Below are 18,618 nucleotides of genomic sequence, written 5' to 3'. Positions count from 1 at the left end.
GGGCAGGCAGGGTTAAGGTTGCGCTAACCCCCTGCCGGCACGGGCGGCAGGGGGTTCGGTCATCAAATGGCCGGGCGGTTTAGGATAGCCTCGGTTCAGGCAGCGCCGAACGTCAGCGCCCCATCGCCCTCGTCGATCCGCAAGCTGGTGCCGTCGGGCACCTCGCCGGCGAGCAGCTTCTCGGCCAGCGGATCCTGCAGGTACCGCTGCACCGCACGCTTGAGCGGGCGCGCGCCATAGACCGGATCGTAGCCCACCCGGCCCAGCCAGCGCTTGGCCGCGTCGGTCAGGTCGATCGTGATCTTGCGATCCTTGAGCAGGCGGGCGACGCGCGCGACCTGGATGTCGACGATCGGCGCCATGTGCTCCTGGCCCAGCCGGTGGAACAGGATGATCTCGTCCAGCCGGTTGAGGAACTCGGGGCGGAAGTGGCTGCGCACCACGTCCATCACCTGCGGCTCGACCGTGGCCACGTCCTCGCCCTCGCCCAGGTTCGCCAGGTACTGGCTGCCGAGGTTCGAGGTGAGGATGATGAGCGTGTTGGTGAAGTCCACCACGCGGCCCTGGCCGTCGGTCAGGCGGCCGTCGTCGAGCACCTGGAGCAGCACGTTGAACACGTCCTGGTGCGCCTTCTCGACCTCGTCGAACAGCACGACCTGGTACGGCCGGCGCCGCACCGCTTCAGTCAGCACGCCGCCCTCGTCATAACCGACATAGCCCGGAGGCGCACCGATCAGGCGGCTGACGGCGTGCTTCTCCATGAACTCGGACATGTCGATGCGCACCATCGCGCTGTCGTCGTCGAACAGGAAGCCGGCCAGCGCCTTGGTCAGCTCGGTCTTGCCCACGCCCGTGGGGCCGAGGAACAGGAAGCTGCCGAGCGGTCGGTTGGGGTCTTGCAGGCCCGCGCGCGCGCGGCGCACCGCCTTGGACACCGCGACCACCGCATCGCGCTGGCCGATCACGCGCTTGCCGAGCGTGTCCTCCATGTGCAGCAGCTTCTCGCGCTCGCCTTCCATCATCCGGTCGACGGGCACGCCGGTCCAGCGGCTGACCACCGCGGCGATGTCCTCGGCGGTCACTTCCTCGCGCAGCAGCGCATTCTCGCTCGCCCCCTGGGCCTCTGCCAGCTGCCGCTCCAGTTCGGGGATGCGGCCATAGGCCAGCTCGCCCGCCTTCGCGAGATCGCCGACGCGCTGCGCCTGCTCGAGCTCCACGCGCGCGGCGTCGAGCTGCTCCTTGATGCGGCCCTCGGCCTGGATCTTGTCGCGCTCGTTCTGCCAGCGGGTGGTCAGCTCGGACGACTGCTGTTCGAGGTTGGCCAGTTCCTCGCGCAAGGCGTCGAGCCGGTCCTGGCTCGCCCGGTCGGTCTCCTTGGCGAGCGCCATTTCCTCGATCTTGAGCTGGATGATCCGGCGGTCGAGCGTCTCGATCTCCTCGGGCTTGCTCTCCACCTCCATGCGGATGCGGCTGGCGGCCTCGTCCATCAGGTCGATCGCCTTGTCGGGCAGGAAGCGGTCGGCGATGTAGCGGTTGGACAGGGTCGCGGCCGCCACGATCGCGGCGTCGGCGATACGCACGCCGTGGTGCACCTCGTACTTGTCCTTGATGCCGCGCAGGATCGAGATGGTGTCCTCCACCGTCGGCTCGCCCACGAAGACCGGCTGGAAACGCCGCTGCAGCGCCGGGTCCTTCTCGACGTACTTCTGGTACTCGTCGAGCGTGGTCGCGCCGATGCAGTGCAGTTCGCCGCGTGCCAGCGCGGGCTTGAGCAGGTTGGAGGCGTCCATCGCGCCGTCGGTCTTGCCCGCGCCGATCAGCGTATGCATCTCGTCGATGAACAGGATGATCTCGCCCTCGGCGCCCTTGACCTCGTCGAGCACGGCCTTGAGCCGCTCCTCGAATTCACCGCGATACTTGGCACCCGCGATGAGCGAGCCCATGTCGAGCGCCATGAGGCGGCGATGCTTGAGGCTGTCGGGCACGTCGCCGTTGGCGATGCGCAGCGCAAGGCCTTCCGCGATCGCGGTCTTGCCCACGCCCGGCTCGCCGATCAGCGCCGGGTTGTTCTTGGTGCGCCGCGCCAAGATCTGCACGGTACGACGGATCTCCTCGTCGCGCCCGATCACCGGGTCGAGCTTGCCCTCGCGCGCCGCGGCGGTCAGGTCGCGGGCGTACTTCTTCATCGCGTCATAGGCGTTTTCGGCGCCTGCGCTGTCGGCATTGCGGCCGCCCCGCAGCGCCGCGATCGCCGCCTCGAGCGACTGCGGCGTGAGGCCCGCGGCCTTGAGCGCCTGGCCCGCAGCAGTGGTGCCCGTCAGCGTCAGCGCGAGCAGGATGCGCTCGACCGTGACGAAGCTGTCCCCGCTCTTGGTCGCGACCTGTTCGGCCTGGTCGAGCAGGCGCACCGTATCGTTGTCGAGCCCCGGCGAGCTTTGCGCGCCCGAGCCGGAGACGGCCGCGATCTTGCCCAGCGCCGCATCGACCGCGGCGACGGCTGTGGCCGGATTGCCACCCGCACGCTGGATCAGCCCGCTGGCCATGCCTTCGGGGTCCTCGAGCAGGGCCTTGAGCACATGCTCGGGCGTGATGCGCTGATGGTTCAGGCGGATCGCCAGCGTCTGCGCCGCCTGGAGAAAGCCCTTGGCACGATCGGTGAATTTTTCGAGGTTCATAAAGCGGGTCTCACTTTCCTGACCGGCACAAGGTAGTGTGGCCTTTGGGCAACACAAGGATCTGGGTCAAATTTTCGCTGTTCGGTATACGGATGGCTGGCGGGAGCCCGCGGTGACGAAGCGTTTGGGCTTCAAGCGCACGCCCCCTGTCACCCCCCCGCTCGTCCTGAGCCTGTCGAAGGACGCAAGCGCTGCGCTCTCCAGCATGGCCCTTCGACAGGCTCAGGGCGAACGGGGCGGGGCCGGTGTCATCCGGTTGCAACGTCAACCATCCGTCCCTTCAGTTCGCCTTTGACAGCGGCGTTTGCGCGCCTAGACATGAGCGCCACAATCCATCGACAGGACACGCCCCCCAGCATGCAGCGCTTCCTTACCGCCTCGCTCGTGGCCCTCACCTTTGCCGGCGCCGTTGCTGGCGTCGCTCCCACCGCCGCTTTCGCCGCAACGGCCCCCGCCCTCCCCGCGCCGGCGCCGCTTGCGTCGCTGGTGAAGGCGGTCGACATTCCCTACGAGCAGTTCACCCTGCCCAACGGGCTGCGCGTGCTGGTCCACACCGATCGCAAGGCGCCGGTGGTGGCGGTCTCAATCTGGTACGGCGTCGGCTCGAAGAACGAGCCGAAGGGCAAGACCGGGTTCGCGCACTTGTTCGAACACCTGATGTTCAACGGGTCGGAGCACAACAAGGGCGACTATTTCACCCCGCTGCAGAACGCCGGCGCGACCGACTACAACGGCACGACCTGGTTCGACCGTACCAACTATTTCGAGACCGTGCCTTCGGCGGCGCTCGATCGCTTCCTGATGCTCGAGTCCGATCGCATGGGCTACCTGCTCGGCGCGGTCACGCAGGAGACGCTCGATAACCAGCGCAGCGTGGTGCAGAACGAGAAGCGCCAGGGCGACAACGAACCCTATGGCCTCGTGCAGTACGAGCAGCTCGAGAACCTGTACCCCTCGGGCCACCCCTATCACCACAACACCATCGGCTCGATGGGCGACCTCGACAGCGCCAGCCTCGCCGACGTGAAGGGCTGGTTCACCGACCATTATGCGCCCAACAACGCGGTGCTGGTGCTGGCCGGCGACGTCGATCTCGCGACAGCCAAGGCGAAGGTCGCGCGCTGGTTCGGGGCGATCCCCTCGGGCCCCAAGGTGCAGCCGGTCGCGGCGCCCGTACCGACGCTGCCCGCGCCGATCGCCAAAACGATCAAGGACGAAGTCGCGACGACCAGGCTTTACCGCATGTGGGCGATCCCGGGCTACGACAACCCCGAATACCTGCCGCTGCAGATCGGCGCGGTGATCCTGGGCGGGCTCGCCAGCTCGCGGCTCGACGACAACCTCGTGCGCGGCCAGCAGCTGGCGGTGGATGCCAGCGCCAATGCCGAGGTCTATGCCCAGGCCGGGCAGTTCGTGGTCCAGGCCGACGTCAAGCCGGGGCAGGATGCCGCCAAGGTCGGCGCCGCGCTCGATGCCGAGATCGCCCGTCTGGTGACGCAGGGCCCCACGGCCGACGAACTGGCGCGCGCCGCGACCGTCACCGCCAGCGATCAGATCCGCAAGCTGGAATCGGTGGGCGGTTTCGGCGGCAAGGCGCCGACGCTGGCCGAAGGGCTGCTGTACCACGGCGACGCGGGCTACTACCGCAAGGAACTGGCGGCGATGGCCGCGCTCACCCCTGCACAAGTGCGTGACGCGCTGCGCAAGTACCTGACGCGCCCGGTCTTCGCGCTGACTGTCGAGCCCGGCACCCGCACCGCGGGCGGCGAGGCGCGCGCCGGCTTCGCGATCGATCCGAACCAGGCCGGTGGCGGTGCCCACCCCGCCTATTGGCACAAGCCGGGCAGCGCCCCTGCCCCGCTGGCGGCAACCGCTGCCGCCGCCACCGGACCGGACCGCAGCGAACTGCCGCCGATCGGCACGCTCGCCCCGCTCGAATTCCCCAGGATCGAGCGCACCACGCTCGCCAACGGGATCAAGGTGGTCTTCGCCCGCCGCGCCGCGGTGCCGGTGGTCTCGGTCCAGGTCGCCTTCGATGCCGGCATCGCCGCCGACCCGCATGCCGCGCTCGGCACGCAGGCGCTGCTGCTCAAGATGATGGACCAGGGCACCGAGCGCTACGACGCCGCCGCCTTTGCCCGGGCGCGCGAGAACCTCGGCGCGGTGATTGCGAACTCGGCGCTGCCCGACAGCACCGCGTTCCAGCTCGACGCGGTGACACCCAACCTGGCCGGCTCGCTCGACCTGCTGGCCGACTACGTGGTGCACCCGGCGGTGCGCCCGTCCGAGCTGGAGCGCGTGCGCGCCCAGCAGCTGGCGGCGATCGATGCGGAACTGCGCGATCCCAATGCCATGGCCTCGCGCGTGCTTTATCCCGTGCTCTACGGCCCGCAGCACCCCTATGGCACGCCGCCGACCGGCACCGGCGATCCGGCGGTGGTCAAGCGCCTGACCCGCGACGAGCTGGTGGCGTTCCATGATGCCTGGTACCGCCCGTCGAAGGCGACGATCTTCGTGGTCGGCGACACCACGCTGGCCGCGGTCAAGCCGCTGCTCGAAAAGAGCTTCGGCAGCTGGGCCGAACCCGCCGCCCCTGCCCCGGCCAAGAACCTCTCGGCCGCGATCCCTGCACCCCGCCCCCGCATCCTGCTCGTCGATCGCCCGGCCTCGCCGCAGTCGACGATCACCGCCGGGGTGGTGCTGGACACCACCGGCCGCACCGACCTCGTGCCGCTGCGCGCCGCCAACGACGTGCTCGGCGGCAGCTTCCTCTCGCGCCTCAACATGGACGTGCGCGAAAGCAAGGGCTGGTCGTATGGCGTCGGCAGTGCGATCTCCGAGCGCCAGGACCGCATCATCTACCGCCTCGTCGCGCCGGTGCAGACCGACCAGACCGGCCCGGCAATCGCGGCGATGACCGCGGACATGGACCAGTTCCTCAAGACCAAGGGCGTCGCGCCCGACGAACTGGCCTGGGCCACGCAGGGCAGCGCCCGCGAACTCCCAGGCGCGTTCGAGACCTCGTCGGCGGTGCTCGGCGGGCTGGTCAAGATCGTCCAGTTCAACCGCCCGGATGACTACTACACCCGCCTCGCCCTGCGCTACCCGACCCTGACCGCCGCCGACCTCGACGGCGCGGCCCGCAAGGCGATCGACCCGTCCAAGCTCACCTGGGTCATCGTCGGCGACGCCGCCAAGGTGCGCCCGCAGCTCGACAAGCTGGGCCTGCCGGTGGAAGTGGCGACGGTGCCGGGGAAGTAAAACCACTCCGTTTTGACGCCTTCGCGGCCGCAAGTTCCCAGCGGGACTTGCGGCCGCAATGCCATCTGATTACACGATGTTGCGCAACATTGCGTTGCACACGAAGGGGGCGTGTGGGGGGATGACGGGAGCACTGGCACGTGAATGCACGATTCTGCCTGTTCCAGACGACCATCGGCTCGTTTGTGGCAATTACAGGAGATCGTCGATGAAGTGCCTTGCCATCTTTGCTGCAGCCGGCGTGCTTGCAGCAACGCCCGCTATCGCCAGCCCCGAGAAAGCCGAACTCGTGACGCTTCCCGCGCCACCGGCCGGCAAGGCTCAAATGGTATTCTTCCGCAAAGGCGGCATGGTCGGTGCGGCGATCAGCTGTGCGGTAAGCGAGGCAGGCGCAAAGGTGAGCTCCCTACCGCCAGCGCGTTTCTTCGTGGTGGTCACAGAACCGGGCCGACACACGTACACCGTTTCGTCGGAAGCCAAGGACGAACTTTTCGTCGACCTTAAAGCCGGCGAAACCCAGTATGCAAAGTGCAGCGTCGCCATGGGTATCATGGCCGGCCGGCCCAAGCTGGAGGTAGCCACGGCCGCCGAATTCACCAGCAAAATGTGGAAGTCGGTGACCGCGGATCGCATGACCGCAAACGTGTTGACCGATGAACAAATCCAGACGGCGCTGGCAGCGCAAGCGGCAGCCAACGCAGCGGCGGCACCAGCGCCCGCGGCCGCAGCGCCCCTGGAAACTGCCGCAACGCCCGCAGCTCGCTGAGGCCCCGTTCGCCAGTACGAATGCATAACGCCCCCGGTCCGTGAGGATCGGGAGCGATGTTTATTGCGGCAAGTGCTCGGCCTAGAAGGGAATCTCGGGTTAGAGCTTTGCTCACCCCAACCCGGCGCCCAGGGCGTCGAGCGTTTCGTTGACCAGTTGCCGGGCGATGCCACCCATGGTCGGGGCCTCGGGGGCGGCGCGTTCGTAGCCGTTGGGGCCGGCGACCCAGCGTCGGGCGGTGCTGACCGGCGGCTGGCCGTCGGTCACGAACGCGGCGAGGATGCGGCCGTTGGAAATGCGCTTGGCGGTCACCTTGAAACTCACGCCCGACGGCGCGCCGTCGTCGCCGGTCTGCAGCACTTCGATCAGGATATCGGCATAGCCCTGCAGCGCGTCCATCTCGATCGCCTGCTGGTTGGGCGTATTGCCGGCCTTGCGGCCGCTACGGCGCACGATCATCGTGCGGTCGACGACGTTGACGCCCGACTGCGCGAGGCCGGACAGGAAGGTGGACTCGAACTTCCAGTCGGTGCGCTCGGTGAATTCCGACGAGCGCCGCTGCAGATCGTTGCGCTCCACCCCCGCACGCACTTCGGTGTCATTGGTGGTATAGAGTTCGTCGCCGTCGAACCCGGTGCGCTGCTCCGAATGGCCGCGTACGACGCCCGAATACGACGTGCCGGTTTCTTCCGACAGCTCGCGGTTCCAGAACACCACCACGCGCGGGCGCCCGGCGCGCTGGTAAGCGCTGGCGAACCCGCCGCCGTAGACCGGCCCGCGAACAGCACGCGCGGCCGGGGCGCGGCGGGGCGCGGCGGCCCGCACCGCCGCCACGTCTGCGGTGACGATCCCCAGCAGCGCGACACTAGCCAGCGCGGTGCGGGCCAGCGCGGTGAGGACGATGCGACGATGCAGGCACGCCATCAGTTCGGCCCCACTTCGATGAGGAAGCTGTCGACGCTTTCGCGACGGATCGAGCGCTGGGCGTACGTCGCCAGGCTCAGCGGCGGCAGGAACAGCATCTTCCACGCCGAGGTCGGCTCGGCTGGCGCCTGCTGCTGGTCGAGGAACGAGGTGCGGGCCCGCAGCTGCAACGGCTTCTTGGTGCAGTTGACGAGGCGGGCGATCACTTCGGCGGCGCCGGTCTCGGTCCGGCGCTGGAACAGCCCTTCGACGATGACCGACTTTGCCATCTTCTTGTCGATGAACTGCACCGCGTCGAGCGGGATCGGGCGCATCGCCCCCGGTACGTTGGCGACGAGCGCGTCGCCGGTCATCGGCGCGCGCTTGGCCACGCCGATGTGGCACTTGACGGTCAGGTTTTCGGCGTGGGCCGGCACCGACAGGGCAAGCAGCGCCGCTCCCATGGCCAGGGCGATATGACGGGTCGACATCGGCAGCGTCCTCACAGTTGCGCCAAGGAGTCGCGGAAGGCCTTGTCCTTGAGCTGGACGTCCTTGCGCGAAGCGCTGGCCTTGGCGACGCCGGCATCGTCACCCGGTGTTGCGGCCGGCATGTCGATGGCGCTGCGGGCGCGCAGCCAGGCGATCTTGCAGCGATCATTGCCGCCGGTGAAGTAGCCCGCCGGCGTGAGATTGACCGCATCGGCATCCTTGCGGAACTGGGCGGCCGGCTTGAACTTGGCGAGATCCATCTTCTGGGTCTGGATCATGATGCGCGAGGGCAGGCTGTCCCATTGGCGCGTATCGGCCTCGACGTGGGCGGCGCCTGCAAACAGGCCGAGCATGGCCCCGCCGAGCATCCCGCCCAGCATGCCGCCCGAATTGTTCTGCATCATCGCGGCCTGCATCATCGCCTGGCTCGAGGCTTCGAGGGCGGCCTTGGTCTGGGCCTTGCCCTTGAGCACGCCGTCCATCTTGCGCCCGTCGCGCTCGGTCGCCTGATAGACCAGGCTCGAGGCTTCGACCGGCTTGAGCACCGGCTGGAACGTGCCCGAGGCATCGCGCAACTCGAGCTGGTTTTCCACATCCAGCGTGTGCGACTTGAACTCGAGCAGTTCGCCCTTGGCACCGCCCTTGGTCTTGACGGGACCGTAGCCGAGTTCGGCCACCAGCAGCGCGTTGGCATCGGTCGCCGGCGCCACAAGCGCGGCGTTGGTCTTGGTGGCGCGGTCGAACTGCTCGCGCGCGTCACCCGCATCGCCGGCACAGCGCGAGGCCCACCCGGCCAGATAGTTCATCGAGGCGAAGTCCTGCCCGCGATCGCCATCCATGTTGATGGAATCCTGGAACAGGGCGGCAAGGAACGAGGCCCGCGCGTTGTCAAAATCGGCGGCGCGCAGGTACAGCAGGCCGCGATAGTAGTAGCTCATCGCGCGTTCGTACGGCTCGCCCTTGAAGTCCTTGCGCGCTTCGTTCTTGAACAGCGACTTGGCCTGCTCGGCCTGGACGTTCTTCTTGTAGACCGCCTCGATCCGGGTCAGCGCCATGTCGAAGGCGTGTTCGGCGATCGTCCACTCGCCCGCTTCCATCGCGGCCAGCCCGACGCGGTCGAGGTTCAGCACTGCATTGCGCTCCCCGCCGAGGTAGAGCGTCGAGAGCAGTGGCCTCAGCTTTTCCGGCTTGTTGGCAAGGAATGCCTCGACCTGGCCAGGATAAGGGCCTTCGCCATACTTGCGGCGCAGTTCGGCCTGTTGGCGCTGCGCTTCCCTGGCGGCCTTTTCGGCGGCCTTGCGCTCGGCGACGGAATCGACCGGTGCTGCAGCGGCAGGCGCTGTGGTGGCAGTGGTCGTGGTGGCGGTGGTCGCGGCTGCCGTGGTGGCCGATTGCGCATACAGCGGCGCAGCCACGGTCAGCGCGAGCAGGCACAAGCCGGTGCGAAGTGTCGTCTTGGTCATGATTCCCCCTTGCAGCCGCCGGCGGTCAGGCGGCCGTTTCCCCCGTTTGATCGATTACTGGTCGACGATGTCCATGTCGGTCGCGCGCTTGAACTTGTTCGGCTCACCGGTCCACACGATGTCCCCGGTGGTGAGATCGACAAGCTCGAACATGATCTGCGTGAAGCGTTGCTGCGTCCCCGTGCCGACGTTGCGCGTGTCGATCGAGGTGATCTTGCCGACCATGCGATAGTCAGCGCCGCTGCGCATGCGGTTGGGATCGGTGGTCCCCGCGCTGACGAAGCCGTCCTGCTTCATCGCGCGCTCCTGCTCGACCACTTCGGCGGATTCGCGGCTGATGAAGCGCAGCTTGCCGCGGGCAGACCGATTGAGTTGCGAACGCAGCGCGTCGGTCAGCATGTCGCGCTGGAAGCGCTGCATGGTCATGTTACGCAGATCGCTGGCCTGGATGATGACGCGCGGCGGCAAGGGCCGGTCGATCACTTCGGGATAGTTGAGCAGATCGCGCACGATCGCATCGGAGATCGCGGCAATGTCGCGCGACGCGATGCCGACGCCGTCATTGTCCGCCTTGGAGTCAGGATCGAGATCCTGCACGCCCTCGATCCGCTTGGTGCCAGCCATCGCCGGCGTAGCGGCGAGCGCCGCGATAGTTACTGCTGCCAACAGCCCGAATTGCCGGATCGTCATTTGCCCCCCAACGCCCTCGCAACCGCACAAGGTTGCAGTCGAAATCAGTTTATTACTGATCGACTCGAATAGTTTCGAATTGCTTCGGCGTTGTTTCGCCCAGCCAATGCTGGATTTGCAAGAAAATCTGTATTGCTGGCGTCGGATCGACGCACCGCACAGACTATTTGATTGTTATCATTTGAATAAATCTGACAAACAAAAGGCCGCAGAACCAATGTCCTGCGGCCCTTCGCCCCGGTATATCTACGGTGAGGTCAGCCCAGCTTGGCCTTCAGCACCTGGTTGACCAGCTGCGGATTGCCCTTGCCGGCCATCGCCTTCATCGTCTGGCCGACGAAAAAGCCGAACAGGGCTTCCTTGCCGCCGCGATACTGTTCGACCTTGTCGGCATTGGCGGCGAGCACGGCGTCGACCGCCGCCTCGATCGCGCCGGTGTCGGTCGTCTGCTTGAGGCCCTCGCGCTCGACGATGGCGGCGGCGCCGTCGCCGGTTTCGAGCATCTTTTCCAGCACCTGCTTGGCGATCGAGCCGGAGATCGTGCCGTCGCCGATCAGCGCGAGCAGCTCGGCCCCGCCCTCGGCGGTGACCGGGCTGTCATCCAGGCCCTTGCCCAGCTTGTTGAGCGCGCCGAACAGCTCGCTCGTCAGCCAGTTGGCGGCCTGCTTGGCAACGGCGGCCTCGTCCTTGCCCTGCTTGGCCGCGCTGGCGGTGATCAGCGTCTCGAACCAGCGCGCGGTGTCGACGTCGGCGGTCAGCACCGCAGCGTTATAGGCCGAAAGGCCGAGCACGTCGGTATAGCGGGCGCGCTTGGCGTCGGGCAGTTCGGGCAGGCTGGCGCGGCACTCGGCGAGGAAGGCCTCGTCGAGTTCGAGCGGCAGCAGGTCCGGGTCGGGGAAGTAGCGATAGTCGTGCGCGTCTTCCTTGCTGCGCATCGAGCGGGTCGAGCCGGTGTTCGGATCGAACAGGCGCGTTTCCTGGACGATCTTGCCGCCGGCCTCGAGCACGTCGACCTGGCGGCTCGCCTCATGCTCGATCGCCTGCATGACGAAGCGCACCGAGTTGACGTTCTTGGTCTCGGTCCGCGTGCCCAGCGGCTCGCCGGGGCGGCGCACCGAGACGTTGACGTCGGCGCGCATCGAGCCCTGGTCCATGTTGCCGTCGCACGAGCCGACATAGCGCAGGATCTGGCGCAGCTTGGTGAGGTAGGCGCCCGCCTCGGCCGGGGAGGCCATGTCGGGGCGGCTGACGATCTCCATCAGCGCCACGCCCGAGCGGTTGAGGTCGACGTAGGACATCGTCGGGTGCTGGTCGTGCATCAGTTTGCCCGCGTCCTGCTCGACGTGGATGCGCTCCACGCCGATGACCTTGGTGCTGCCGTCGGGGTTCTTGTCGTCGAGCACGATCTCGAGCGAGCCCTCGCCCACCAGCGGGTGGTAGAGCTGGCTGATCTGATAGCCCTGCGGCAAGTCGGCGTAGAAGTAGTTCTTGCGGTCGAACCGCGACCACGCGTTGATCTGCGCCCCGATCGCCATGCCGGTGCGCACGGCCTGGCGGATGCACTCGCGGTTGGGCACGGGCAGCATGCCCGGCATCGCCGCGTCGATCAGGCTGACCTGCGTGTTCGGCTCCGCCCCGAAGGCAGTGGCCGAGCCCGAGAAGAGCTTGGCGTTGGAGGTGACCTGGGCATGGACCTCGAGGCCGATGACCACTTCCCACTCGCCCGTGGCGCCCTGGATACGATAGCTGCTCATCTTACCACCACTTACCCGGCTTGGCCGAAAACTGTGCGCGCTGTTCCAGCGCGAGGCTGGCGTTGAGGACGCCCTGCTCGTCGAGCGGGCGACCGATGACGTGGAGGCCGAGCGGCAGGCCCTCGGCCGAGAGGCCGGCGGGTACCGACATCGCCGGCAGGCCGGCAAGGCTCGCGGGCACCGAGAACACGTCGTTCAGGTACATCTCGACCGGATCGGTGCTCTTCTGCCCCAGCGCGAAGGCGGCCGAGGGGGCGGTGGGCGTGAGGATCACGTCCACCTGCTCGAATGCCTTGGCGAAGTCCTGCGCGATCAGGGCGCGGACCTTCTGGGCCTGGGTATAATAGGCATCGTAGAAACCCGCGGAGAGCACGTAGGTGCCGATCAGGATGCGGCGCTTGACCTCGTCGCCGAAGCCCGCGGCGCGGGTGGCGGCGTACATGTCCTGCAGGTTCGCGCCCTCGGGCAGGTCGCGCAGGCCATAGCGCACGCCGTCATAGCGCGCGAGGTTCGACGAGGCTTCGGCGGGTGCGATGATGTAGTACGTCGGCAGCGCATACTTGGTGTGCGTCAGCGAAATCTCGACGATCTCGGCGCCCGCATCCTTGAGCCAGGCGATACCGTCGTCCCAGCTCTTGGCCACGTCGGCATCGAGGCCCTCGACGCGGTACTCGCGCGGGATGCCGACCTTCTTGCCGCGCATGTCGGCCGAAAGCCCCGCCTCCCAGGCCGGGACCGGCAGGTCGAGGCTGGTCGCGTCCTTGGGATCGAAGCCGGCCATGGCGCCGAGCATGATCGCGCAGTCGCGCACGTCGCGCGCCATCGGGCCGGCCTGGTCAAGCGAGGAGGCGAAGGCGACCACGCCCCAGCGCGAGCAGCGGCCGTACGTGGGCTTGATGCCCGAGATACCGGTGAAGGCGGCGGGCTGGCGGATCGAGCCGCCGGTGTCGGTGCCGGTCGCGGCCGGGGCGATGCGCGCAGCCACCGCCGCCGAGGAACCGCCCGACGAACCGCCGGGGGCGAGCGGCGCGGCATCATCGCCACGGCGCCACGGCGAGATGACGTTGCCGAAGCCGCTGGTCTCGTTCGACGAACCCATCGCGAACTGGTCGAGGTTGAGCTTGCCGAGCATGCCCGCGCCCGCGTGCCACAGCTTCTGCGAGACGGTGCTCTCGTACTGCGGCACGAAGCCTTCGAGGATGCGGCTGGCGGCGGTGGTCTGCACGCCCTTGGTGGCGAACAGGTCCTTCATGCCGATCGGCACGCCGGCCATGGCGCCCAGCGGCTGGCCCGCGGCGCGATCGGCGTCGACCCTGGCGGCGGCGGCAAGCGCGGCCTCGGGCGTGGTGACGATGAAGGCGTTGAGCGCCGGCTGTGCCGCGGCGACGGCGGCGTTGAAGGCGGTCGCCACTTCGGTGGCGGTGAAGGCGCCGTCCCGCACCCCGTCGCGGAGGGCGGCTACGCCAAGTTCGGTAAGGTCAGTCATCTATCCGGACCGGTTTGTCTGCGCGTGGCCCTGGGGCGACGCTGGGAATGGGTGCTTGGGAGAATGGCTTGGCCACATGGCCGCAAGGGTTGTGCGGGGTGCTTCGACAAGCTCAGCACGAACGGTGTTGACGTCGGAAAATTGGGAATATTCCCAATTCCGTTCGCCCTGAGCCTGTCGAAGGGCCCAGAACCGAACGCCCGCAAATCAGCCCCTCTTACTCGATCACCTTGGGCACGCCGAAGAAGCCGTGCTCGGCCACCGGGGCATTGGCGAGGACCGCGTCGCGGATGTCGCCGCCGGTCAGCGGGTCGGCGTTGACCACGTCGTCGCGCAAGCGCAGCGTGTTGGGGATGACGGCGGTCATCGGCGTCACGCCGCTGACATCCACTTCGCCCAGTTGCTCCACCCAGGCGAGGATGCCGTTCAATTCGGGCACCATGGCCTCGAGCTGCGCATCGCTCACCTTGATGCGCGCGAGACTGGCGATCTTCGCCACGTCGGCGGTATTCACGGACATGCCGTCCCTTTCCTGCGATGGGTCATGAATGAGAAAAGACACCGCGCGCTACCATCGCGCGCGGTGTCCTTCAAGCCGCTGGCCGGCCATGGGGCAACCCATGGCGCGGGATCGGATCAGTTGGCCGGAACCGGCGCCGGTGCCGGAGCGCCCGGCATCGCGCCACCGGGCATCGCCCCACCCGGCACGCCGCCCGTGGCGCCACGCGCCTGCATTTCCTGCTGCAGCGCCTGCATCGCGGCCTGCTGCTTCTGCAGTTCGGCGGCGCTGCGGAAATCGAGCAGCTCGACGTCGAATACGAGGTCGCTGTTGGCGGGGATCGCGATCTCGCCGTTGCGGCCCGGCATCGCTTGGGCACCATAGGCAAGCGCGGCCGGGATCTCGAGGCGGTACTTGCCGCCGACCTTCATCTTCTGCAGGCCTTGCGAGAAGCCGGGGATCACGCCCTGGAGCGGCATGACCGCGTTCTCGCCGCGGTCGAATTCCTTGCCCGTGCTGGCGATGCGGCCGACGTAGTTGATCAGCGCGACGTCTGCGGTGGTGGGCGACTTGCCGGTGCCGTCCTTGAGCGTCACCACGCGCACGTCGCTGTAGTGCACCGGACGCGCGATCCAGGCGACGCCGATGCCGAGCAGCACGGCGACGATCACGCCAAGCCAGACCTTGGCGAGCGAGCCCTTGGCGACGGGCTGCAACGGAACGCGGGTGATTTCCGACATTGGTATCCCTCTGGGTTTGTCCCTGGTGGAGCGGCCCGGTTGAAGGGCCGGCCCGGCGGGCGCCCTGCCCGCGCGATGCGCGCCTCGCGGCATCAGACCGCGCGCGCACCAACGAAAAAGGCGCCGTGATTCACGGCGCCCTCTTGGCCCAGCAAAGGGCCTATCGCAAGTGCTCAATGTGGCAGGGTGTACCCTGCCACATGACAGCTTACCCGATCGCTTACTTGGCGCCGTCGCGCTCCTGGCGCTTGCGCTCCAGCTTGCGGGCGCGGCGCACGGCAGCGGCCTTTTCGCGGGCGCGCTTTTCCGACGGCTTTTCGAAGTGACGACGCAGCTTCATTTCGCGATAGACGCCTTCGCGCTGCAGCTTCTTCTTCAGGGCGCGAAGAGCTTGGTCAACATTGTTGTCGCGAACGAGAATCTGCATAAACCGACACACCTCAAGTGCTTCAGGCGAGAGCCCGCATGCCGCGCGGGGGTCACCGGATACCAGGAACAAAAAACGGGCCGAATCCGAACAGGACCGGCTCGAACCGGCGGGCCATTAGCGATTCTGCCAGCCAATGGCAAGCAAACTCGTGCAATTTGCGGGCAAAGGCCCTATGGGCCGGCCCATGACTTCCTATAAAAGCTCCGGGGCCGGTGAAGCCGTGCGCCAATTCACGGTTCGCCCCGACGACGACGATGTGCGGCTCGACCGCTGGTTCAAGCGCCACCTGCCCGACGTGGGCTTCGCCACCGTATCGCGCTGGGCGCGTACCGGCCAGATTCGCGTGGACGGCAAGCGCGCCGATGTCGACACCCGGCTCGTCGCCGGCCAGACCCTGCGCGTCCCTCCGCCGGGCGCCGCCCGCCCGCTGGCCGGCAGCGGCAAGGGCGCGCGCGTGCGCAAGCCCCTGACCGACGAGCAGATCCAGCTGGCCGAGAGCATCGTGCTCGAGCAGGATCGCGCCGCGATCGTCATCAACAAGCCGCCGGGCCTCGCCACGCAGGGCGGCAGCGGCACGCATGAACACGTCGACGGGCTGCTCGATGCCTATGTCGGCGACAACGAGCCGCGCCCGCGCCTCGTCCACCGCCTCGACAAGGACACCTCGGGCGTCCTGCTGGTCGCGCGCACGCCGGGCAGCGCGGCGTTCTTCTCCAAGCGATTCTCCGGCCGCACCGCGCGCAAGATCTACTGGGCGCTGGTCATGGGCGTGCCCGACATCCACGACGGCATGATCGAACTGCCGCTCGCCAAGCAGCCCGGCACTGGCGGCGAGAAGATGATGGTCGACGAGAGCGAGCACGGCATGCCCTCGCGCACCCGCTATCGCGTGATCGACCGCGCCGGCAACCGCGCCGCCTGGGTCGAGCTGCAGCCCTTCACCGGCCGCACGCACCAGCTGCGCGTGCACATGGCCGCGATCGGCCACCCGATCGTGGGCGACGGCAAGTACGGCGGCCAGGCCGCGTTCCTGTCGGGCAGCATCAGCCGCAAGCTGCACCTCCACGCGCGGCGCCTGCGCATCGAGCATCCCGAGGGCGACCTGCTCGACGTGACCGCGCCGCTGCCCGAGCACTTCGCCAAGAGCCTCGAGCAGATGGGCTTCACCGAGAGCGAGGGCGACCTGCCGCTCGAGGCGCCGGTCTTCGCCGAGCCCAAGGAGATCGAGAAGCGCGCAGCCAAGGCGCATGCCAAGCAGTATCGCAAGGAACGCCGCGGCGAGCGCCGCAAGCGGGCCGACGAAGGCAGCAACGTGGCGCGCAAGCCCAGCGGCCAGCGCGCGGGCAAGCCCGGCGGCAAGCCTGCCGGAAAGCCCACTGGAAAGCCGGGGACCGCACGCACCGCGAAGCCTGCCGCGGGTAAGCCCGCTGCGCGTCGTCCTGCCGCCGGCCCTGCCGCCCGTCCTGCCGCTAAGCCCTCCGGCCCGCGCAAGCCTGCCGGCAAATGAGCCTGCGTCTCGCCATCTTCGATTGCGACGGCACGCTGGTCGACAGCCAGGCCGACATCGGCGCGGCAATGGACGGGGCGTTCCATGCGCTCGGCCTCGTCCCGCCGCCGCGCGCCGAGACGCGCCGTATCGTCGGCCTTTCGCTGGTCGAGGCGATGCGCCGCCTGCATGCCGACGGCGACGAGGAAACGCATCGCGCGCTTGCCGAGGCCTACAAGGACGCGTTCCGCGCGCGCCGCGAGGCGGGAATGGTCGGCGAGCCGCTCTATGACGGCATCGCCGCGCTGGTCGAGGATCTTGCCGCGCAAGGCTGGCTGCTCGGCGTCGCGACCGGCAAGAGCGATCGCGGCTTGGCGCTGTGCCTGGCTGCCCACGGGCTGTCGCGCCACTTCGTCACGCTGCAGACGGCCGACCGCCACCCGTCCAAGCCGCATCCCAGCATGGTCGAGGCCTGTCTCGATGCGACCGGCGCCGAACCCGCGCTGACCGTGGTGATCGGCGACACCGCCTTCGACATGGCCATGGCGCGCAACGCCGGGGTCCGGGCGATCGGCGTCGACTGGGGTTATCACGAACGCGCCGAGCTCCTCGCCGCCGGTGCCCATGCCGTGGCAGGCACCGTCGACGAGCTGGCCGAGCTACTGCGGGCGGTGGGCTGAACCATGGCGCGTGATCCTGCCTTCGGGCGATTCGCCCTGCTCCAGGCGGTGCGCCTGTCGGGCACGCTGATCGTGCTGATCGGCACGATGGCCGCCTCGGGCAACATACCCTGGCTGCGTTCCGTGCCGCCCTGGGGCGCGCTGGTGCTCGCCGGCGTGGGCCTTACTCTGTTCTTTGGTGCGCCGCGCTGGATCGTGCGGCGCTGGAAGCGGGACCAATGAAGCGATTCTACAAGGACGTGACCCTCCTGTCCGAGGAGGGCGGCCACCGCGTCGCGCTCGACGGGCGCGGCATCCGCACCCAGGGCGGCCGTACGCAGATCGTACCGGCGCGCAGCCTTGCCGAGGCGATGGCGACCGAATGGGCCGACCAGGGCGAGACGATCGACCCGGCACGCTTCACCTTTCGCGACATGGCCGACTATGCGATCGACGTCGTCGCCCCCGATCCGGCGGCCGCGATCGCCGAGATCCTGCCTTACGGCGAGACCGACACGCTGTGCTATCGCGCCGAGCCGGACGAACCGCTGGCAGCCCGCCAGCGCCTGCTGTGGGAGCCGCTCGTGACCATGGCCGAGGCGCGCTATGGCGTTGCCTTCACCCGCGTTTCAGGGATCATCCACCGTCCGCAAGCGCCCGAGACGCTGGCGCGCTTGCGCCGGGAACTGGAGCAGCTGTCTCCCTTCGCGCTGGCCGCGCTGCGCAACACGACGGCACTTTCGGCCTCGCTGATCGTCGGCCTCGCCGCGCTCGATCGCGACGCGGACCTCGATGGGCTGTGGGACGCCGCCAACGCCGAGGAGGACTGGCAGGTCGAACTCTGGGGCAAGGACGAGGAAGCCCAAGCCCGCCGCGCCCTGCGCGCCCAGGCCTTCGCGGCGGCAGCACGGTTCGCGCATCTGGCGTGAGCGGGGGGGGTGGCGTGCGCGTCACCCAACCTCCGCTCGTCCTGAGCCTGTCGAAGGACGCAAGCGTTACCCTCTCCGGCAGGGGCCCTTCGACAGGCTCAGGGCGAACGGGGGGCGGGCGGCCCAGCTCCCGCAGCCCCCATCCCCGCCTCCGTTCGTCCTGAGCTTGTCGAAGGACGCAAGCGCCGCCCTCTCCGGCAGGGGTCCTTCGACAGGCTCAGGGCGAACGGGGGGCGGACGGCCCAGCTCCCGCAGCCCCCTCCCCACCTCCGTTCGTCCTGAGCTTGTCGAAGGACCCAAGCGTTGCCCTATCCGGCAGGCGCCCTTCGACAGGCTCAGGGCGAACGGGGAGTGGAGAAAACTAACGCCACCCCGATCACCGTGAT

Annotated in this window: 16 protein-coding genes; 6 read left to right on the top strand and 10 right to left on the bottom strand. The window is 68.2% G+C overall.

Annotation, left to right across the window (positions count from 1 at the left end; translation table 11 throughout):
* Window positions 1-95: 95 nt before the first annotated feature.
* Window positions 96-2,675, bottom strand: coding sequence for an ATP-dependent chaperone ClpB (clpB, locus tag V7Q48_RS03825; RefSeq protein WP_333836376.1), 2,580 nt, complete (start codon window positions 2,673-2,675; stop codon window positions 96-98).
* Window positions 2,676-3,032: 357 nt separating this feature from the next.
* Between clpB and V7Q48_RS03820 the strand changes: the two genes are divergently transcribed.
* Window positions 3,033-5,936, top strand: coding sequence for a M16 family metallopeptidase (locus V7Q48_RS03820; protein WP_442947087.1), 2,904 nt, complete (start codon window positions 3,033-3,035; stop codon window positions 5,934-5,936).
* 208 nt (window positions 5,937-6,144) lie between these two features.
* A complete protein-coding gene (locus tag V7Q48_RS03815) occupies window positions 6,145-6,702 on the top strand; it encodes a hypothetical protein (RefSeq protein ID WP_333836372.1) in 558 nt (185 codons plus the stop codon).
* Window positions 6,703-6,813: 111 nt separating this feature from the next.
* On the opposite strand, the gene V7Q48_RS03810 is transcribed toward V7Q48_RS03815, so the two are convergent.
* The 9 genes from V7Q48_RS03810 to rpsU all read right to left on the bottom strand — a co-directional run bounded on the left by V7Q48_RS03810 (window position 6,814) and on the right by rpsU (window position 15,155).
* Window positions 6,814-7,626, bottom strand: coding sequence for a hypothetical protein (locus V7Q48_RS03810; protein WP_333836371.1), 813 nt, complete (start codon window positions 7,624-7,626; stop codon window positions 6,814-6,816).
* Complete coding sequence (locus V7Q48_RS03805) at window positions 7,626-8,096, bottom strand: hypothetical protein (protein ID WP_333836370.1); 471 nt, start codon at window positions 8,094-8,096, stop codon at window positions 7,626-7,628. The genes V7Q48_RS03810 and V7Q48_RS03805 overlap by 1 nt, the downstream gene beginning before the upstream one ends.
* 11 nt (window positions 8,097-8,107) lie before the next feature.
* Complete coding sequence (locus tag V7Q48_RS03800; RefSeq protein WP_333836369.1) at window positions 8,108-9,559, bottom strand: hypothetical protein; 1,452 nt, start codon at window positions 9,557-9,559, stop codon at window positions 8,108-8,110.
* A 54-nt stretch (window positions 9,560-9,613) separates the two neighbouring features.
* Entirely contained in the window at window positions 9,614-10,249 is a 636-nt protein-coding gene (locus tag V7Q48_RS03795; protein WP_333836368.1) for a penicillin-binding protein activator LpoB, read from the bottom strand.
* 257 nt (window positions 10,250-10,506) lie between these two features.
* A complete protein-coding gene (gatB, locus tag V7Q48_RS03790) occupies window positions 10,507-12,003 on the bottom strand; it encodes an Asp-tRNA(Asn)/Glu-tRNA(Gln) amidotransferase subunit GatB (RefSeq protein ID WP_333836367.1) in 1,497 nt (498 codons plus the stop codon).
* A gap of 1 nt (window position 12,004) precedes the next feature.
* Complete coding sequence (gatA, locus tag V7Q48_RS03785; RefSeq protein WP_333836366.1) at window positions 12,005-13,489, bottom strand: Asp-tRNA(Asn)/Glu-tRNA(Gln) amidotransferase subunit GatA; 1,485 nt, start codon at window positions 13,487-13,489, stop codon at window positions 12,005-12,007.
* A gap of 217 nt (window positions 13,490-13,706) precedes the next feature.
* Entirely contained in the window at window positions 13,707-14,009 is a 303-nt protein-coding gene (gatC, locus tag V7Q48_RS03780) for an Asp-tRNA(Asn)/Glu-tRNA(Gln) amidotransferase subunit GatC (RefSeq protein ID WP_333836364.1), read from the bottom strand.
* A gap of 116 nt (window positions 14,010-14,125) precedes the next feature.
* Window positions 14,126-14,728: an FKBP-type peptidyl-prolyl cis-trans isomerase gene (locus V7Q48_RS03775; RefSeq protein ID WP_333836363.1), complete on the bottom strand. Its 603-nt coding sequence runs from the start codon at window positions 14,726-14,728 to the stop codon at window positions 14,126-14,128.
* A gap of 220 nt (window positions 14,729-14,948) precedes the next feature.
* Window positions 14,949-15,155: a 30S ribosomal protein S21 gene (rpsU, locus tag V7Q48_RS03770; protein ID WP_011446475.1), complete on the bottom strand. Its 207-nt coding sequence runs from the start codon at window positions 15,153-15,155 to the stop codon at window positions 14,949-14,951.
* 187 nt (window positions 15,156-15,342) lie between these two features.
* Between rpsU and V7Q48_RS03765 the strand changes: the two genes are divergently transcribed.
* The 4 genes from V7Q48_RS03765 to V7Q48_RS03750 are packed head-to-tail and all read left to right on the top strand — an operon-like array spanning window position 15,343 to window position 18,232.
* Window positions 15,343-16,665 carry an RluA family pseudouridine synthase gene (locus tag V7Q48_RS03765; protein WP_333836361.1) on the top strand — a complete coding sequence of 441 codons (1,323 nt, stop codon included), beginning with the start codon at window positions 15,343-15,345 and terminating at the stop codon, window positions 16,663-16,665.
* Window positions 16,662-17,324, top strand: a complete 663-nt coding sequence (locus tag V7Q48_RS03760) for an HAD-IA family hydrolase (RefSeq protein ID WP_333836360.1) — start codon at window positions 16,662-16,664, stop codon at window positions 17,322-17,324. The genes V7Q48_RS03765 and V7Q48_RS03760 overlap by 4 nt, the downstream gene beginning before the upstream one ends.
* Window positions 17,325-17,327: 3 nt before the next feature.
* On the top strand, window positions 17,328-17,546 hold the full coding sequence (locus tag V7Q48_RS03755) for a hypothetical protein (protein ID WP_333836358.1): 219 nt from the start codon (window positions 17,328-17,330) through the stop codon (window positions 17,544-17,546).
* Window positions 17,543-18,232, top strand: coding sequence for an ATP12 family chaperone protein (locus V7Q48_RS03750; protein ID WP_333836357.1), 690 nt, complete (start codon window positions 17,543-17,545; stop codon window positions 18,230-18,232). Before V7Q48_RS03755 ends, V7Q48_RS03750 begins: the two co-directional genes overlap by 4 nt.
* Window positions 18,233-18,618: the final 386 nt, after the last annotated feature.

This window comes from Novosphingobium sp. (genome assembly GCF_036803765.1).
In the GTDB taxonomy this organism is placed as follows: domain Bacteria; phylum Pseudomonadota; class Alphaproteobacteria; order Sphingomonadales; family Sphingomonadaceae; genus Novosphingobium.
The sequence above is the reverse complement of the archived record's forward strand: the minus strand, read 5'-3'. Positions and strand labels throughout refer to the sequence as shown.

What these genes read in the sequence shown, in the direction of transcription:
- clpB (WP_333836376.1), bottom strand. Translation starts at nt 2,675, where the DNA reads ATGAACCTCGAAAAATTCACCGATCGTGCCAAGGGCTTTCTCCAGGCG.
- V7Q48_RS03820 (WP_442947087.1), top strand. Translation starts at nt 3,033, where the DNA reads ATGCAGCGCTTCCTTACCGCCTCGCTCGTGGCCCTCACCTTTGCCGGC.
- V7Q48_RS03815 (WP_333836372.1), top strand. Translation starts at nt 6,145, where the DNA reads ATGAAGTGCCTTGCCATCTTTGCTGCAGCCGGCGTGCTTGCAGCAACG.
- V7Q48_RS03810 (WP_333836371.1), bottom strand. Translation starts at nt 7,626, where the DNA reads ATGGCGTGCCTGCATCGTCGCATCGTCCTCACCGCGCTGGCCCGCACC.
- V7Q48_RS03805 (WP_333836370.1), bottom strand. Translation starts at nt 8,096, where the DNA reads ATGTCGACCCGTCATATCGCCCTGGCCATGGGAGCGGCGCTGCTTGCC.
- V7Q48_RS03800 (WP_333836369.1), bottom strand. Translation starts at nt 9,559, where the DNA reads ATGACCAAGACGACACTTCGCACCGGCTTGTGCCTGCTCGCGCTGACC.
- V7Q48_RS03795 (WP_333836368.1), bottom strand. Translation starts at nt 10,249, where the DNA reads ATGACGATCCGGCAATTCGGGCTGTTGGCAGCAGTAACTATCGCGGCG.
- gatB (WP_333836367.1), bottom strand. Translation starts at nt 12,003, where the DNA reads ATGAGCAGCTATCGTATCCAGGGCGCCACGGGCGAGTGGGAAGTGGTC.
- gatA (WP_333836366.1), bottom strand. Translation starts at nt 13,489, where the DNA reads ATGACTGACCTTACCGAACTTGGCGTAGCCGCCCTCCGCGACGGGGTG.
- gatC (WP_333836364.1), bottom strand. Translation starts at nt 14,009, where the DNA reads ATGTCCGTGAATACCGCCGACGTGGCGAAGATCGCCAGTCTCGCGCGC.
- V7Q48_RS03775 (WP_333836363.1), bottom strand. Translation starts at nt 14,728, where the DNA reads ATGTCGGAAATCACCCGCGTTCCGTTGCAGCCCGTCGCCAAGGGCTCG.
- rpsU (WP_011446475.1), bottom strand. Translation starts at nt 15,155, where the DNA reads ATGCAGATTCTCGTTCGCGACAACAATGTTGACCAAGCTCTTCGCGCC.
- V7Q48_RS03765 (WP_333836361.1), top strand. Translation starts at nt 15,343, where the DNA reads ATGACTTCCTATAAAAGCTCCGGGGCCGGTGAAGCCGTGCGCCAATTC.
- V7Q48_RS03760 (WP_333836360.1), top strand. Translation starts at nt 16,662, where the DNA reads ATGAGCCTGCGTCTCGCCATCTTCGATTGCGACGGCACGCTGGTCGAC.
- V7Q48_RS03755 (WP_333836358.1), top strand. Translation starts at nt 17,328, where the DNA reads ATGGCGCGTGATCCTGCCTTCGGGCGATTCGCCCTGCTCCAGGCGGTG.
- V7Q48_RS03750 (WP_333836357.1), top strand. Translation starts at nt 17,543, where the DNA reads ATGAAGCGATTCTACAAGGACGTGACCCTCCTGTCCGAGGAGGGCGGC.